The sequence below is a fragment of the Miltoncostaea marina genome (assembly GCF_018141525.1).
In the GTDB taxonomy this organism is placed as follows: Bacteria; Actinomycetota; Thermoleophilia; order Miltoncostaeales; family Miltoncostaeaceae; genus Miltoncostaea; species Miltoncostaea marina.
The window spans coordinates 2,814,550-2,830,766 of sequence record NZ_CP064655.1 but is presented as its reverse complement, the minus strand read 5'-3'; the positions used below and the strand labels follow the sequence as shown (position 1 = coordinate 2,830,766).

The following is a 16,217-nucleotide window of genomic DNA, read 5'->3' as shown; positions in this document are numbered from 1 at the left end:
CTCGGGCGGCGCGGCGCCCGCTACTGTGAGAGGCCCGCCCACGAGGAGGCGCGCGATCCCCGATCTCGACCCACGCGAGACCCAGGAGTGGCTGGAGGCCGTCGAGGACGTGGTCCGGGCCGACGGCCCCGAGCGCGCCGGGCGACTGCTCAGCCGGGTGGTCGAGGAGGCGCGGCTGGCCGGCGTCAACGTCCCGGTCAGCAACAGCACGCCCTACGTCAACACGATCCACGTCGAGGACGAGGCGCCGATCCCGGGCGACCAGGACGTCGAGCGGCGTCTGCGCTCGGCGATCCGCTGGAACGCCGCGGCGCTCGTGCTGCAGGCCAACAAGGAGTCGTCCGAGCTCGGCGGCCACATCGCCAGCTACCAGTCGGCCGCGACCCTCTACGAGGTCGGCTTCAACCACTTCTGGCGCGGCGCCACCGACGAGCGCGACGGCGACCTGGTCTACCTGCAGGGGCACTCGTCGCCGGGGTTCTACGCGCGCGCCTACCTCGAGGGGCGCTTCGACGACGAGCAGATGCGCAACTTCCGCGAGGAGGTCGCCGGCAACGGCCTCTCGTCGTACCCGCACCCGTGGCTGATGCCCGACTTCTGGCAGTTCCCGACCGTCTCGATGGGGCTCGGGCCGATGATGGCGATCTACCAGGCCCGCTTCATGAAGTACCTGCAGGGCCGGGGGATCGCCGACACCGACGGCCGCAAGGTGTGGGCCTTCATGGGCGACGGCGAGATGGACGAGCCCGAGTCGATGGGCTCGATCTCCCTGGCCGGCCGGGAGCGCCTCGACAACCTGGTGTTCGTGGTCAACTGCAACCTGCAGCGGCTGGACGGGCCGGTGCGCGGCAACGGCAAGATCATCCAGGAGCTCGAGACCAACTTCCGCGGCGCCGGCTGGAACGTGATCAAGGTGATCTGGGGGGAGAACTGGGACCCCCTGCTGGCCGCCGACCACGACGGGCTGCTGAAGCGCCGCATGACCGAGTGCGTCGACGGCGAGTACCAGACGTTCAAGTCGCGCGACGGCGCCTACGTGCGCGAGCACTTCTTCGGCGCCTACCCCGAGCTGGCCGAGCGCGTGAAGGACATGAGCGACGAGGAGATCTGGAGGCTCAACCGCGGCGGCCACAGCCCGCGCAAGGTCTACGCGGCGTACCACGCGGCCATGGAGCACGAGGGCCAGCCCACGGTGATCCTCGCCAAGACGATCAAGGGCTACGGGATGGGCACGGCCGGCGAGGGCCAGAACATCACCCATCAGCAGAAGAAGATGAACGAGCAGGCCCTGATCGCCTTCCGCGACCGCTTCGGGGTGCCGCTCACCGACGAGCAGGCGCGCGACGCGGCCTTCTACAAGCCGCCCGAGGACTCGCCGGAGATGCGGCTGCTGCGCGAGCGCCGCGAGGCGCTCGGCGGCGCGATCCCCCGCCGCGAGCAGCGCGCGCCCGCGATGGAGGTGCCGCCGCTGTCGGCGTTCGACGCGCTGCTGAAGGGCTCGGGGGAGCGCAGCATCTCCACCACGATGGCGTTCGTGCGCGCGCTCAGCACGCTCGTGCGCGACAAGCGGCTGGGCGACCGCGTCGTGCCGATCGTCCCCGACGAGTCGCGCACCTTCGGCATGGAGGGCATGTTCCGCCAGCTCGGCATCTTCAGCCAGGTGGGCCAGCTCTACCGGCCCGAGGACGCCGACCAGCTCATGTTCTACCGGGAGGACAAGAAGGGCCAGATCCTCCAGGAGGGCATCAACGAGGCCGGCGCGTTCTCGTCGTGGATCGCCGCGGCCACCTCCTACGCCAACCACGGCGTGGCCATGATGCCGTTCTACATCTTCTACTCGATGTTCGGCTTCCAGCGGGTCGGCGACCTCGCGTGGGCGGCCGGCGACAGCCGCGCCCGCGGCTTCCTGATCGGCGGCACGTCGGGCCGCACCACGCTGAACGGGGAGGGCCTGCAGCACGAGGACGGCCACAGCCACCTGCTGGCGGCCACCATCCCCAACTGCGTGGCCTACGACCCGACCTACGGCTACGAGGTCGCCGTGATCGTGCAGGACGGCCTGCGCCGCATGCTCGCCGAGCGCGAGGACGTCTTCTACTACCTCACCACGCTCAACGAGAACTACCCGATGCCCGCCATGCCCGAGGGCGCCGAGGAGGGCATCCTGCGCGGCATGCACCTCGTGCGCGAGGGGCGCGGCGACGGCGCGCGGGTGCAGCTGATGGGCTCGGGCGCGATCCTGCGCGAGTCGCTGGCGGCCGCCGAGCTGCTGGAGGAGGACTACGGCGTGGGCGCCGACGTCTGGAGCGTGACCAGCTTCACCGAGCTGCGCCGCGAGGGCATGGCGGCGGAGCGCTGGAGCCGCCTGCACCCCACCGAGGAGCCGCGCCGGGCGTGGGTCACCGAGCGGCTGGCGGGCCGCGAGGGGCCGGTGGTCGCCTCCACCGACTACATGCGCGCCTTCGCCGACGGCGTCCGCCCGTTCGTGCCGGCGCCGTTCCACGTGCTCGGCACGGACGGCTTCGGCCGCAGCGACTACCGCGTGCGGCTGCGGCGCTTCTTCGAGGTCGACCGCCACCACGTGGCCGTCACCGCCCTCGGCGCGCTGGCGGCCGAGGGCGCCATCGACGCCGCGGTCGCCGCCCAGGCGATCACCCGTTACGACATCGACCCGGAGGTGGCGCCGCCGTGGCAGCGATGACGGAGGTCCGCGTCCCGGACATCGGCGACTTCACCGACGTGCCGGTCATCGAGGTGCTCGTCGCCGCGGGCGACACGGTCGCGGTCGAGGACCCGCTCATCGTGCTGGAGTCGGACAAGGCCAGCATGGAGGTGCCCTCGCCGGCGGCCGGCACGGTCGGCGAGATCTCGCTGAGCGTGGGCGACACCGTCTCAGAGGGCGACCTCATCCTCACGCTGGAGCCGGCGGACGGCGGCGAGGAGGCGCCGGAGCGCCCCGACGAGCGCCGCGCCGCCGAGGGCGGCGTGGGCGGTGAGGCGGGCGCCGAGCCCGACTCCGGCATCGAGCCCGACCCGGTCCGGGCCGGCCGCGAGGCCGGCGAGGAGGACGTCGCGCCGACCGGGGCCGACACGCGGCCCGCCGCCGCGCGCGAGGCCGGCGGCGCGGAGGAGGACGACGAGGAGGGCATCGACCGCACGCCCGAGGGCGACGACGGCATCTACGCCGGCCCGGGCGCCCGGCGCCTGGCCCGCGAGCTGGGCGTCGACCTGGCCGCGGTCGACGGCAGCGGGCGCAAGGGGCGCATCACCAAGGAGGACGTCCAGGCGGCCGCCGAGGCGGGCCCCGCCCCCGCGGCGCAGCCCGCCGCCGGGCGCGGCGCCACCGACCAGGCGCCCGCGGTCCCGGCCGGCCTGCCGCCGTGGCCCTCGCTCGACTTCGAGCGCTTCGGCCCCACCGAGCGGGTCGACCTGTCGCGCATCAAGCGCATCGCCGGCCCGAACCTCGCCCGCAACTGGGCGATGATCCCCCACGTCACCCAGCACGACGAGGCCGACATCACCGAGCTGGAGGCCTTCCGCAAGGAGGTCAACGCCGCCCACGCCGACGAGGGCGTCAAGGTGACGATGGTGTCGCTGCTGCTGAAGGCCTGCGCCGCGGCGCTGCGCGCCTTCCCCGAGTTCAACGCCTCGCTCGACGGCGACACGCTGATCCTGAAGCGCTACCACCACCTCGGCTTCGCCGTCGACACGCCCAGCGGCCTGATGGTGCCGGTCATCCGCGACGTCGACCGCAAGGGCCTGCTCGAGATCGCCCGCGAGCTCGCCACGCTGTCGGCGGCGGCGCGCGAGGGCAAGGTCTCGCGCGAGATAATCGAGGGCGGCACGTTCTCGATCTCGAGCCTGGGCGGCATCGGCGGCACCTTCTTCACGCCCATCATCAACGCGCCCGAGGTGGCGATCCTGGGGGCCTCCCGCCACGCGATGAAGCCCGTCTGGATCGACGGCGAGTTCCGGCCGCGGCTGATCCTGCCGCTGTCGCTCTCCTACGACCACCGCGTCATCGACGGCGCGGCGGCCGCGCGCTTCACCACCCACCTGGCCGGGCTGCTCGCCGACCCGCGGCGGATGCTGCTGTGAGCGCCGCCGAGGGGGACCGCGCCGACGTCGTGGTGCTCGGCGGCGGCCCCGGCGGCTACACGGCCGCCTTCCGGGCCGCCGACCTCGGGCTGCGCACCACGCTCGTGGAGCGGCACAGCCGTCTCGGGGGCGTCTGCCTCAACGTGGGCTGCATCCCGTCGAAGGCCCTGCTGCACGCGGCCCGCGTGCTGACCGAGGCCGAGGAGGCGCGCGCGATGGGCATCACGTTCGGCGAGCCGAGCGTGGACGTCGCGAAGCTGCGCGAGGCGACCGAGGCGGTCGTGGGGCAGCTCACCTCCGGGCTCGCCGGCCTCGCCCGGAAGCGCGGCGTGCGGGTGGTGCGCGGCACCGGCCGCTTCACCTCGCCCGAGGCGCTCGAGGTCGAGCTGGAGGAGGGGGGCACCGAGGCCGTGCCGTTCGGGCACTGCATCATCGCCGCGGGCTCCGAGCCGGCGCGGCTACCCGGCCTGCCCGACGACCCGCGCGTGATGGACTCGACGGGCGCGCTGGCGCTCGAGGAGGTGCCGGAGCGGCTGCTGGTGATCGGCGGCGGCGTCATCGGCCTCGAGATGGCGACGGTCTACGACGCGCTCGGCTCGCGCGTGACCGTGGTGGAGATGCTCGACCGGCTCATCCCGGGCTGCGACCCCGACCTCGTGCGCCCCCTCCACCGCCGCATCCGCGAGCGCTACGAGGGCATCCACCTGGGCGTGAAGGTGGCCGGGGTGGAGGCGGGCGACGACGGCCTGCGCGTCGCCTTCGAGGGCGAGGGCGCGCCCGAGGAGGCGACCTACGACCGCATCCTGGTCGCGGTCGGCCGGCGCGCGAACGGCGACCGCATCAACGCCGACGCGGCCGGCGTCGCCGTGGGCGAGCGCGGGATCATCGCGGTCGACCGGCAGATGCGCACCAACGTGCCCCACGTGTTCGCGATCGGCGACATCGTGGGGGAGCCGATGCTCGCCCACAAGGCGAGCCACCAGGGGGCGGTGGCGGCCGAGGTGATCGCCGGCCGCGCGAGCGCGTTCGACGCGCGCAGCGTACCGGCCGTCGCCTACACCGACCCCGAGGTCGCATGGACGGGCCTCACCGAGACCGAGGCGCAGGCGCAGGGCGTCGAGCACGAGGTGGCCGCCTTCCCGTGGGCGGCGTCGGGTCGGGCGCTCACCCTCGGCCGCGGCGAGGGCCGCACGAAGCTCGTGGTGGAGCCCGGCACGCGGCGCGTGCTCGGCGCCGGCATGGTGGGGGTCAACGCCGGCGAGCTGATCGCCGAGGCCGTGCACGCGCTGGAGATGGGCGCCGACGCCGAGGACCTGGCGCTGACGATCCACCCCCACCCGACGCTGTCGGAGACGCTCGGCTTCGCCGCCCAGGCGGCCGAGGGCACGATCACCGACCTCTACCTGGGGCGCTCCTCCTCGCGCTGATCCCGCGGCGCCGTGTGCGCGAGCACGTTCACGACCGTGCCGCCGGGGTCCTCCACGAAGAACCGGCGCACCCCCCACGGCTCGTCCCGCAGGGGGTAGACGACGCGCAGGCCGCGCCGCAGCGCGGCGTCGTGCGCCGCGTCGACGGCCTCGGGCGAGCCCAGGTCGACGCCGAACCGCGGCTGCGGGTCCTCGAACCCGGCCGGCGGGATCAGCACCTGGGCGGCCCGCTCCGCGGGCGAGGTGAGCCCGAGCACCGGCTCCTCCATGGCCACCTCGAAGCCCAGCACGTCGGTGTAGAAGGCCCGCGACGCGGTCGGGTCGCGTCCGTCGGCGTAGGGGATCACCCGCGTCGGCGACGGGGCCTGGTCGCGGTCGGTCACCGGCTCCTCCTCTCCGGGGCGTGGGTCCGCCGGGGTCCCCGGCGGACGGGGGTCAGCGCTCGCCGGGGCCGTCGCCCCCGGTCCCGCGCCGCGGCGGCTCGCCGCCGGTCTCCGGGTGCCAGCGCTCGAAGTGGGCGAGGTGCTGGCCGGTCAGCGCCCCCGGCGGGTAGTAGCGCTCGTAGAAGTCGGGGTCGGCGTGCTGGGCCTGCACGGTCAGCCGCTGGTACATCGGGTCGGCGTAGACCGGGAAGCGCCCGTACGTGTCCCAGCAGTACTGGCAGTAGTCCTTCACCAGCTCCACCGTGTCCGGGTGCGGCCGGGGCACCGCCGACACGACCTTGTCGGGCTCCAGGTACGGCTTCGGCACGTCCTCCTCGAACGCGGCCCACTTGACCTCCATGAACGCGTCGACGGCGGCGCGCATGTCGGCGTGGTAGGGCGGGGTGAAGGCCTCGAAGTGGCCGTCGCGGCCCACGGGGAAGGTCGAGCCATCGGCCGCGGTGGCGAAGCGGAAGCCGAGGCCGGGGACGTCGCCGCCGCCCATCACGAAGCGCGCCAGGTAGCCGGTGAAGGTCCAGCCGCCCAGCCCGAGCGCCTGCAGGGCGAGGTTGATGTTCTGGCAGATGAACGCCTGCTCCACGACCAGCATCGACAGCACCCGCTGCTCCAGCTCGACGATGCCCATGCGCCGTGCCGGGTCGAGGCGGCCGGAGTCGACCGCCGCCTGCAGCCCCGCCGGCCGGCCGCCGTGCTGCTCGTCGACGAGCGTGAAGCGGTACGAGCGCGCCAGGTAGATGAACAGCAGGTTGATGTACTCGAGGGTGGTGTTCGTGACCGGGATGAACAGGGTCGTGCCCGGCTGGTTGGCGTTCCACTGGTTGAAGTCGAACAGGCCGGGCAGCGTGCGCGGCAGGGGCGCCCGTCCCTCGCTCAGCGTCACCCGGGCGCTGCGGTAGAGCGCCAGCATCCGCTCGACCTGCTCGTCGTGGGAGCGGCCCGACAGCGTCGAGACCTCGCCCGGCTCGGGCACCAGCCGGTGCATGTCGAGCATGTAGAGGCCGTCGTCGTTGGTGAAGAACAGCTCCGTGCCGTGGTTGGAGCACGAGCTGGGCCAGGTGCGCGTCGTCCACTGCACGAGGGTGCTCATGCCGCGGGCGGGGTCGAGGTCGCCCAGGTTGAGCCCGGTGAGGCCGGTGCCGGCGGTGCACAGCAGGGCCTCCTCGAGCTCGCCCAGGGGCACGGGCTCGTACGGGCTCGCGTAGTCGAGGATCTCCGACTCGACGGTCATGCCGAGGCCCACGCGCCGCGACTTGCGGTCGACGACGCACTGGAAGAAGGGGTACGACAGGGCGTCGAGCAGGCCGGGCGGCGCCGCCGACGTCGAGGGGTCGGGGGCTCCGAGGCTGGTCACGTGGAACGCTCCTGGTCGATGAGCCGGGCGTCGACCATCTGCCCGCGCGGCCCCGGCGGCAACCGCGGCGGGCCCCCGGTCCGCCGCGGGCCGGCCGCTACTCCGGCCGGAGCAGGCCCTCCTCGGCCACCAGCTCGGCCGACAGGCTGCGGTAGCCCTCGTCGTCGAACATCACCGTGATCGCGCCGTCGCCGACGTGCTGCACGGTGCCGCGGCCGAACGCCGGGTGGCGCACCGCCGCCCCCACGACGATCCCGGGCGGGGCCTCGGTGGCCTCGGCCGGGTCGGGCGGGCGGTCGTCGTTGTCGCAGTTGCCGCAGCGCTCCGCGAGCTCCTCGCCGAAGAAGTTCAGGACGAACTCGCGGCGGCAGCCGTCGGTCTCGCAGTACGCGCGCATCACGTCGATGCGGCTCTCCTCGTAGGCCTCGCGGCGCGCCTCGTCGACGAGCGGCACGGCGGCGGGGTCGATGGGGCCGGCCGCCCGCACCCGCCCGCGCCGGCGCGCCACCAGGCCCGTGTCCTCGAGCAGCTCGACCGCCCGCGCGACCCGCCCGGCCGACATGCCGGCGGCCTCGGCCAGCGCGCGCTGCGACCGGCCACCGCCGTCCCCGGCGAGCGCCTCCGCCAGCGCCGCGACGTCCTCGCGCGTCACGACGGGCGTGCCGCCCATGAACGCGGCCTGCCCCAGCGCGGCCGGCCGGTAGACGAGGACGCAGCGCGCGGGCGCGCCGTCGCGCCCGGCCCGCCCGGCCTCCTGCCAGTAGGCCTCCAGGTCGCCCGGCGCGTGGCGGTGGATCACGAAGCGCACGTCCGGCACGTCGACGCCCAGGCCGAAGGCGTTCGTCGCCACCACCACCCGCACCTCGCCGCGGTCGAACGCCTCCTGCACGCGCTCGCGGTCCCGGGCGGAGCGACGGCCGTGGTAGTAGTCGGCGGCCACGCCGCGGTCGCGCAGCCAGCGGGCGGTCTCGCGCGCGGCGCGGGTCGTGCGGGTGTAGACGATGCCCTTGCCCTCGAGCGGCGCCGGCGCGCCGGGGTCGCCGGGGTCGCCCACGAGCAGCCGCCCGATCGCGCGGAGCTCGTCGACCACCCGCTCGACGCGGGTCACCTCCAGGCGCAGCTCCGGGCGGTCGATGCCGCGCACGATCGTCGCGGGGTCGCGCATGCGCAGCGTGTCCACGATGTCCTCGCGCACCCACGGCCCGGCGGTGGCGGTCAGGGCGAGGATCGGCGGGCGGCCGAGCCGCTCGGCGGCCGCGCCGACGCCGAGGAACGCGGGGCGGAAGCTGCGCCCCCAGTGCGACAGGGCGTGGGCCTCGTCGACGGCCAGCAGCGCGGGGCGGGCGCCCGCCAGGGCCTCGGCCATCGCGTCGTCCTCGAGCTGCTCCGGCGTGCAGTAGGCGATGCGCACCTCGCCCGAGGCCAGGCGCGCGGCCTCCCGCCGCCGCACCCGGTCGCCGCGGCTGCTGTCGATGCGCGCGGCCTCGACGCCGACCTCCTCGAGCGAGTCGATCTGGTCGCGCATCAGCGCGATGAGCGGCGACACCACCACGACCGGCCCCTCCAGCAGCTCCGCCGCGAGCTGGAAGATGAGCGACTTGCCGGCCCCCGTGGGCAGCACGGTCAGCACGTCGCGCCCGGACATCAGCGCCTCCAACGCCTCGCGCTGGCCGGGCCGGAAGGCCTCGTGCCCGAAGCGCGCGAGGGCCCGCTCGAGCGGGCCCTCGGCCGGCGCGGGGCGCCGCGCGGCTACTGCTCGTACTCCTCGACCGTCCCGGCGTCGCGCAGCGACGCGTCCTCCGGGTCGCGGCCGGCCGCCCGCTCGGCCCGCCGCTGGCGCAGCAGGTCCCAGAAGCGGTCGAGCTGCACCCGCACCTCGCCGAGCCGGGTGCGGTCGTCGGCGGTCGCCTCGCCCGAGTCCTCGAGCTCCATCAGGCGGTGCTCCTCGGCCACCAGGCGCTCGATGACGTCGTGGACCTGCTCGTCGGCCACGGCCCGCCTACCCGAGCCGTTCCATCACGGTGTCCGGCCCCGACAGCTCGCCGCCGCCGAGCCCGCGCAGCCGGTCCACGATCTCCTGCGGCGCGCCGTTGCCCTCGGCCAGCTCGGCGAGCCGCTCGCCGCTGGTCGGGTAGTCGGCGCCCTTCAGGTAGCGCTGCACGTCGATCGGGTTCACGTCCATCTCGGCCTCCTGGTGTCCCGACCCGGCCTACCCGCCCGGGACACGGGCCAATCACCCCCGGCCGGGCTCGGCGGTCAGCGCGACCCGCCCGGCGGCGGCCGCCTCGCTGCCGCGCGGGGGGATGCGCAGGGTCGCCGCCGCCGCCAGCAGCGCCGCGGCGCCCGCCACGAGGAACGTCATGGTGAAGGCGCGCTCCTGGGGGATGCCGCCCGTCCCCGGGATGGTGAACGCGCTGAGCAGGGCCGCCCCCACCTGGCCGCCGACCACGCCGCCGATCGTCCGCATGACGGTGTTCATGCCCATCGCCACGCCGGTGGCCGACGGCGGCACGGCGTCGACGATGAGCTTGGCCAGCATCGCGTAGACCAGGCCGACGCCCATGCCGACCAGCGCGTTGCCCGCCACGATCTGGGCGCCCGAGTCGTGGGCCACCGCCAGCAGCAGCCCGCCGGCGCCCAGCACGACGCTGCCGGCCAGCGTCAGCGCGCGGGCGCCCACGCGGCCCTCCAGCACGCCGGCGGTGGGGCCGACCACGAGCATCACCGCCGAGGAGGGCAGCAGGTAGAGCCCCGCGACGATCACGCTCGCGGCCATGCCGTAGGGCACGAGCGCCGCCACCTCGGGCGGCAGGCCGGCGCCCATCTGGACGAAGGTCGGCACCAGCAGGAACACGCCGAACATCGCGAAGCCCACGATGAAGGCGACGATGTTGGTCCACAGCACCGCGCGGTCGCGCATCATCCCGATGTCGACCATCGGCTCGTCGACGCGCAGCTCGACCGCCACCCAGCCGCACAGCGCCAGCGCCGCGGCGGCGAAGAGCCCGAGCGTCGCGCCGCTCAGCCAGCCCCACGACTCGCCCTCGCTCAGGGCCACGAGCAGCGCGCAGAGGCCCACCGACAGGGCGAGGGCCCCCTGCCAGTCGACGCGCGAGGGGGTGCGGATGGGCGACTCGGGCAGCATCCGCCACACCAGCACCAGCGCGACCACGATCGGCGCGGCGCCGATCCAGAAGAGCCAGCTCCAGTGCAGGTGCTCGAGGATCACGCCGCTCAGCACCAGGCCGGCGCCGCCGCCCACGCCGAAGGTCGCCGACAGCAGCCCCAGGCCCATGCCGACCCGGTGCGCCGGCAGCTCGTCGCGCACGATGCCGAACGCCAGCGGGAAGATCGCCCCGGCCGCGCCCTGCAGGGCGCGCGCCGCGATCAGCATCGCGATGGAGCCGGCCAGCGCCGAGGCCACGGTGCCGACCGCGAAGATCGCCATCGCGACCATCAGCAGGCGCTTCTTGCCGTAGGTGTCGCCGAGCTTGCCGAGCAGCGGGGTCGCCACCGCCGAGGTGAGCAGGAAGCCCGTGAACACCCACGTCGCCCAGGCGGTGGTGGTGCCGAGGTCGCGCTGGATCGTGGGCAGGGCCGGCACGACGAGCGTCTGCTGCAGCACGTACGAGACGCACACGACGGCCAGCAGGCCGAGCGTCATCCCGGGGTGCACGCTGCGCGCTCGCTCGCTCATCCATCACCTCGCGTGTCGTCGGCCACCGGTGCGGCCCGAAATGTTGCAGAATACAAGCGATGGCCGGCCCCGCCCCTGACAGCGACCTGGACGCCCTCGCCCGCTCCCTCGCCGAGCTGCGGGCGCGCGTGGCGCCGCTGCTGCTGCGCCGCCACGAGCGCCGCCGGGCGGACGCCACGGCGGCCGAGCGGCTCACCGTGCCGCAGCACCTGGCGCTGCTCGCCCTGGCCGGCGGCCCGCTCGCCATCTCCGAGCTCGCCGCCCGCACCGGCGTGGCGGTCAGCACGGCGACGCGGATGGCGCAGGGCCTGGGGCGCGAGGGCTGGGTCGAGCGGGTGGCCGGCGACGGCGACCGGCGCCGCAGGCCCGTGCGCCTCACCGCGGCCGGCCGGGCGGTCATGGAAGAGGCGAGCGCCGTCACCGAGCGCCGCTACCGCGAGCTGCTGGCCGCCCTCGGCCCCGGCGACCGCGCCGACCTCGTGGCGGGCGTGGCGGCGCTGCTGAAGGCGGTTCAGGCCGACGAGTCCCGCCGGTCGGCGTCGGCCTCGGCCGCGGCCTCCAGCGCGGCCTCCAGCTCGCCGGGCGAGGGCGCCGCCACGGGCAGCGGGGACGCGCCCGCCGGCCGCATGCCGTCGAGGATCACCGCCATGTAGCGGCGCCACAGGCCCGGCATGCGCAGCGGCCGCGGAGCCGCGCTGGTGGCCGCGGTGACGAGGAAGATCACGTCCTCGGGCTCGAGGTCGGCCCGCACGACGCCGGCCGCCTGGGCCCGGCGCAGCAGGTCGCCGAACGGGGCGGTGATGCGCCGGCGCGCCTCGCGCAGGCGCGGCGAGCCGATCATCCGGCTGGTGGCGGCGTCCTTCATGCCGCGGTCGCAGGCCTGGCGCTCGGCGATGACCGCCATCGCGGCCACGAGGGCCTCCCAGGGGTCGTCGGCTCGGGCGGCCTCCTCGACGGCCGCCGCGGCGTCGGCCAGCCGCTCCTCGAACATGGCCAGGACGAGGTCGTCCTTCGTCGGGAAGCGGCGGAACACCGTCGCGTGCCCCACGCCGGCACGGCGCGCGATCTCGTCGACGCAGAGGTCGGCGCCGTGCTCGGCGAACAGCTCGGACGCGGCCGCGACGATGCGCTCGCGGTTGCGGCGCGCGTCCGAGCGGAGGTTGGGGCTCACGAGCGGATCAGATCCCGTGCACCGCGGGCCCCTCGGAGGCCTGGATGTCCGCCACGTCGCGCCGTCGCACCCACACCGCGAGGATCACGACGCCGGCGAGCATGAGCCCCGCCCCGCCCGCGAACGCGGCCTGGAAGCCCTCGACCATCGCCGACGCCTGCTCGGCCGGCCCGGCCGACGGGCCGGCCGCCTCGAGCGCGCCCTCGGTCTGACCGGTGGCGATCGTGGTGAGGATCGCCAGGCCCAGCGCCCCGCCGATCTGCTGCGACGAGTTGAAGACGCCCGAGGCGAGCCCCGCGTCGGCGTCGGCCACCCCGGCCGTGGCGATGAGCGTCAGCGGCACGAAGGTCAGGCCGAGGCCCGCGGACATCACGAGCAGGCCGGGCAGGAGGTCGGCGACGTACGTGCCGTCGACGCCGGCGCGCGACAGCAGCAGCAGCCCGACGGCCGCCACGGCCATGCCGGTCAGCCCCACCGGGCGCACCCCGACGCGGCCGATCAGCTGCTGCGCGATGCCCGAGAAGACGATGATCCCGGCCGTCAGCGGCAGGAAGGCGAGGCCCGCCTGCACCGGCGAGAAGCCCAGCGTCTGCTGGACGTAGATCGAGGCGAAGTAGAAGACCGAGAACATGCCGCCGGTCACGGCGAGCATCGACACGTTCGCGCCCGCCAGCGAGCGGGTGCGGAAGACGCCGAGCCGCACGAGCGGCGCGCGGTGGCGCAGCTCGATGACGACGAAGGCGGCGAGCAGCACGGCCGCGCCGCCGAGCAGCAGCGCGGTCTCGGCCGAGGCCCAGCCGTACGCCTCGGTCTTGACGATGCCGTAGACCAGCAGGGTCAGGCCGGCGGTGACGCTGATCGCGCCGCCGACGTCGATGCCGCGGGCGCCGGCCACGGTCGACTCGGGCACGAAGCGCAGCGACAGCAGCACCGAGGCGATGCCGACGGGCACGTTCACGAAGAACGCCCACTCCCACGACATGTACTCGGTCAGCACGCCGCCCAGCAGCAGCCCGACCGCGGCGCCGCCCACGGCGATCGCGGCCCAGATGCTGAGCGCCTTCGTGCGCTCGCGGGTCTCCTTGAAGGTGGTCGTGACGATCGACAGCGCGGCGGGCGACACCATCGCGCCGCCGAGGCCCTGCAGCGCGCGGGCGGCGACGAGCACGCCCGACGACTCGGACAGGCCGCAGACCAGGGACGCGGTCGTGAACAGCACCACGCCGGCCACGAAGAGGCGGCGGCGGCCGACGAAGTCGGCGGCGCGCCCGCCCAACAGCAGGAAGCCGCCGAAGGCGAGCGTGTAGGCGTTCACGACCCACTGCAGCGACGAGGGTGAGAACTCGAGGTCGGTCTGGATCGACGGCAGCGCGACGTTCACGACGGTGGCGTCCAGCACCACCATGAACTGCGCGATGCAGACGAGGACGAGCACGAGCCAGCGGCGGTCGTGCCCGGCCTCCGCGGGGGCGGGGGAACTCAAGGGTTGCTCCTCGGGGACGGTCATGCAGAAGCGGACGCGCGAGTCCGGTTCGCCAGGCTAGGGAAAGCGGAGTGGGCGGTCCACTTGCCGCGGCCCCCCGTTCAGCCAACATTCAGCAAAGGCTCGCGGCCGGCCGCGGCCGACGACGCGGGGCGTCCGCGCAGGCCCCGGGGGCCGAGGCGGCGCGCCGGCCGTCGGGGGGGACGAGCCCCGCCTCGGCCGGCGGTTCTCGGCGACCGTCGTCCGGGGCGCGCGCCGGCGGGGGAGCGGGCGCGGCGTGACGGCGTTCCGGCCGATGCGTCGGATCCGCGCGAGCCTGTCGCTCGTGCCGGCGCTCTGCGTGGTCGCGGGCGTGCCGCTGTCGCTGGGCACGATCGCGCTCGACCGCTGGCTGGGCCGGGACGTCGTGCCGCCCGAGGCCGACCGGACCCCGACGCGGCGATGGCCATCCTCGCCACGGTCGCCACGTCGATGGTCACGCTCGCCAGGCTCGTCCTGACGGTGACGATGGTGGTCGTGCGGCTGGCGATGGGGCGGTTCTCGCCGCGCATCGCGCGATCGATCCTGCAGGACACCACGAGCCGGCTCGCGATCGGGCTGTTCGTGGGCACGTTCGCCCACGCCACGATCGCGAGCCTCCTGCTGCTCGTCGACCACGTGCACGTCTCCACGCTCATCGAGCTGGTGCGCGACCGCCTGCGCGAGCTGGTCGACGACCCGGCGGGCGAGGAGGCGCTCGCGCCGGGCCCCGGCCCGGGGGAGATCACGGCCGCGCGGTCGGGCGTGGTCGTCCACATCGCGACCGGCGACCTGGTGGACACGGCGGGCGAGGCCGACTGCACCCTGGAGGTGGTGCCGGCGATGGGCGACCACGTGCCGGTCGCAAGCGGCCCTCGTGCGCATCGAGCCGCCGGACGCGGCGATCGACCGCGACCGCGTCGCCCGCCTCGTGGGGCTCGGCTCCGAGCGCACGCTCGACCGGGACCTCGCCGACGGCATGCGGCTGCTCGGTCGACATCGCCGAGCGCGGTCTCTCCGAGCCGTTCCTCGACCCGACCACCGCGGTGCAGGCGATCGACCGGCTCCACGACCGCCTGCGCCGGCTCGTGCGGCGCCCGTTCCCCGACGGGCGCGTCCGCGACGATGACGGCGGCTGCGCCTTGGCCGCGCACGATGGATTGGGCGGGCCACGTCGACCTGGCGTTCGAGGAGATCCGCCGCGCCGGCGCGACCTCGCCGCAGGTGGCGCGCCGCCTCGCGGCCGCGCTCGACGACCCCGCTCACCATCGCCCCGCCGGAGCGGCGCCCGCCGCCCGAGCGCCGGCGCCGGCTGCTCGCCGAGCCGGCGGCCGCGGCGGGCGCCGAGGCGACGGCCGACATGCAGGGCGTCGGCTCGGGGGCGGGGGCGAGGTCGTAGGCTGCGGGGCCGTGAGCCCCGGCCTCTACACCTCCCTGGTGCGCCCGCTGCTGTTCCGGCTCGACCCCGAGCGCGCCCACGAGCTCGCGATCGGCGGCCTCGCGGCCGCGTCGCCCGTGCTCGGGCGGCTGCGCCGCCCGCCCACGTCGCCCGCGCTGGCCGTCGACGCGCTCGGGCTGCGCTTCCCCAACCCGGTCGGCCTGGCGGCGGGCCTCGACAAGCGCGCCGCGGCGGTCCCCGCGTGGCCGGCGCTCGGCTTCGGCTTCGCGGAGATCGGCACGGTCACGGCCGAGCCGCAGCCGGGCAACCCGCGCCCGCGCATCCACCGGCTGCCGGCCGACCGGGCGCTCATCAACCGGCTCGGCTTCAACAACGAGGGCGCCGAGGCGACCGCCCGGCGGCTGGCCCGCTGGCGCCGGCGCGGGCTGCTGGGCCGCGCGCCGCTCGGCGTCAACCTGGGCAAGTCGAAGGTCACGCCGCCGGAGGCGGCGCCCGCCGACTACGCCCGCTCGCTCGAGGCGTTGTGGGGCTTCGCCGACTACGTGACCGTCAACGTCTCCTCGCCGAACACCCCGGGGCTGCGCGACCTGCAGGCGGCGGGGCCGCTCGGCGAGATCCTCGCCGCCCTCGACGCCGTCAACCGCCGGCTCGCCCGCGCGCACGGCCGGCCGCCGCGGTCGGTGCTCGTGAAGCTCGCGCCGGATCTCGAGCCCGGGCAGGCCGACGCGGCGGTCGACCTCGCGCTCGAGCGGGGCCTCGCCGGGGTGATCGTCACCAACACCACGCTGCGCCGCGAGGGGCTCGCCTCGCCGCCGACGCTCGCGGCCCTGGAGGGCGGCCTGTCGGGCGCGCCGCTGCGCGAGCGCTCCACGGCCATGGTGCGCCGGGTGGCGGCGCGCGCGGGCGGCGCGCTGGCCGTCGTCGGCGTGGGCGGGGTCTTCGACGCCGACGACGCCTGGGAGAAGCTCGCCGCCGGGGCGGCGCTCGTGCAGGTCTACACCGGCTTCGTCTACGGGGGGCCGGGCACCGCACGGGCCATCTGCGCCGGCCTCGAGGCGCGGATGGCGCGCGAGGGCGTGGCGCGCGTGGCCGAGATCGGCGGGGGCGGCCGGCGGTAGGCTCTGGGGCCT

10 protein-coding genes and 5 pseudogenes are annotated in these 16,217 nt (G+C 75.4%); 7 read left to right on the top strand and 8 right to left on the bottom strand.

What is annotated here, in order from left to right:
* The first annotated feature begins 25 nt into the window (after positions 1-25).
* The 3 genes and pseudogenes from aceE to lpdA all read left to right on the top strand — a co-directional run.
* On the top strand, positions 26-2,701 hold the full coding sequence (aceE, locus tag ITJ85_RS14340) for a pyruvate dehydrogenase (acetyl-transferring), homodimeric type (protein ID WP_343232955.1): 2,676 nt from the start codon (positions 26-28) through the stop codon (positions 2,699-2,701).
* Positions 2,698-4,035 (top strand): annotated as a pseudogene (locus ITJ85_RS14335) (2-oxo acid dehydrogenase subunit E2); the annotation flags it as partial. The gene aceE and the pseudogene ITJ85_RS14335, both read left to right, overlap by 4 nt.
* Positions 3,975-5,525: pseudogene (gene lpdA, locus ITJ85_RS14330) on the top strand (dihydrolipoyl dehydrogenase); the annotation flags it as partial. The pseudogenes ITJ85_RS14335 and lpdA, both read left to right, overlap by 61 nt.
* Here the strand turns inward: lpdA and ITJ85_RS14325 are convergent.
* The 6 genes from ITJ85_RS14325 to ITJ85_RS14300 form a co-directional block, all read right to left on the bottom strand.
* The gene (locus ITJ85_RS14325; protein WP_217913780.1) at positions 5,498-5,908 is read right to left on the bottom strand and encodes a VOC family protein; all 411 of its coding nucleotides are present in this window, start codon (positions 5,906-5,908) and stop codon (positions 5,498-5,500) included. The pseudogene lpdA and the gene ITJ85_RS14325 overlap by 28 nt on opposite strands.
* Before the next feature lie 52 nt (positions 5,909-5,960).
* Positions 5,961-7,319: a hypothetical protein gene (locus ITJ85_RS14320; protein WP_217913779.1), complete on the bottom strand. Its 1,359-nt coding sequence runs from the start codon at positions 7,317-7,319 to the stop codon at positions 5,961-5,963.
* 97 nt (positions 7,320-7,416) lie between these two features.
* Complete coding sequence (locus ITJ85_RS14315; RefSeq protein WP_281412257.1) at positions 7,417-9,171, bottom strand: RecQ family ATP-dependent DNA helicase; 1,755 nt, start codon at positions 9,169-9,171, stop codon at positions 7,417-7,419.
* Positions 9,069-9,311, bottom strand: a complete 243-nt coding sequence (locus tag ITJ85_RS14310; RefSeq protein ID WP_217913777.1) for a DUF2630 family protein — start codon at positions 9,309-9,311, stop codon at positions 9,069-9,071. The genes ITJ85_RS14315 and ITJ85_RS14310 overlap by 103 nt, the downstream gene beginning before the upstream one ends.
* A 7-nt stretch (positions 9,312-9,318) precedes the next feature.
* Positions 9,319-9,501, bottom strand: a complete 183-nt coding sequence (locus tag ITJ85_RS14305; RefSeq protein ID WP_217913776.1) for a DUF2795 domain-containing protein — start codon at positions 9,499-9,501, stop codon at positions 9,319-9,321.
* 51 nt (positions 9,502-9,552) lie between these two features.
* Positions 9,553-11,016 carry an MFS transporter gene (locus ITJ85_RS14300; protein ID WP_217913775.1) on the bottom strand — a complete coding sequence of 488 codons (1,464 nt, stop codon included), beginning with the start codon at positions 11,014-11,016 and terminating at the stop codon, positions 9,553-9,555.
* A 59-nt stretch (positions 11,017-11,075) separates the two neighbouring features.
* Between ITJ85_RS14300 and ITJ85_RS17550 the strand changes: the two genes are divergently transcribed.
* Positions 11,076-11,669: a MarR family winged helix-turn-helix transcriptional regulator gene (locus ITJ85_RS17550; RefSeq protein ID WP_343232954.1), complete on the top strand. Its 594-nt coding sequence runs from the start codon at positions 11,076-11,078 to the stop codon at positions 11,667-11,669.
* A 26-nt stretch (positions 11,670-11,695) separates the two neighbouring features.
* On the opposite strand, the pseudogene ITJ85_RS14295 reads toward ITJ85_RS17550, so the two are convergent.
* Both ITJ85_RS14295 and ITJ85_RS14290 read right to left on the bottom strand, forming a co-directional pair.
* Positions 11,696-12,187: pseudogene (locus tag ITJ85_RS14295) on the bottom strand (TetR/AcrR family transcriptional regulator); the annotation flags it as partial.
* A gap of 7 nt (positions 12,188-12,194) precedes the next feature.
* Positions 12,195-13,670, bottom strand: a complete 1,476-nt coding sequence (locus ITJ85_RS14290) for an MFS transporter (protein WP_217913773.1) — start codon at positions 13,668-13,670, stop codon at positions 12,195-12,197.
* Between ITJ85_RS14290 and ITJ85_RS17545 the strand changes: the two are divergent.
* The 3 genes and pseudogenes from ITJ85_RS17545 to ITJ85_RS17540 form a co-directional block, all read left to right on the top strand.
* Positions 13,638-14,291, top strand: a pseudogene (locus tag ITJ85_RS17545) (DUF2254 family protein); the annotation flags it as partial. The gene ITJ85_RS14290 and the pseudogene ITJ85_RS17545 sit on opposite strands and share 33 nt — an antisense overlap.
* A 443-nt stretch (positions 14,292-14,734) precedes the next feature.
* Positions 14,735-14,779, top strand: a pseudogene (locus tag ITJ85_RS17700) (hypothetical protein); the annotation flags it as partial.
* Between the two features lie 319 nt (positions 14,780-15,098).
* On the top strand, positions 15,099-16,205 hold the full coding sequence (locus ITJ85_RS17540) for a quinone-dependent dihydroorotate dehydrogenase (RefSeq protein ID WP_425517123.1): 1,107 nt from the start codon (positions 15,099-15,101) through the stop codon (positions 16,203-16,205).
* Positions 16,206-16,217: the final 12 nt, after the last annotated feature.

What these genes read in the sequence shown, in the direction of transcription:
- ITJ85_RS14305 (WP_217913776.1), bottom strand. Translation starts at nt 9,501, where the DNA reads ATGGACGTGAACCCGATCGACGTGCAGCGCTACCTGAAGGGCGCCGAC.
- ITJ85_RS14300 (WP_217913775.1), bottom strand. Translation starts at nt 11,016, where the DNA reads ATGAGCGAGCGAGCGCGCAGCGTGCACCCCGGGATGACGCTCGGCCTG.
- ITJ85_RS17550 (WP_343232954.1), top strand. Translation starts at nt 11,076, where the DNA reads ATGGCCGGCCCCGCCCCTGACAGCGACCTGGACGCCCTCGCCCGCTCC.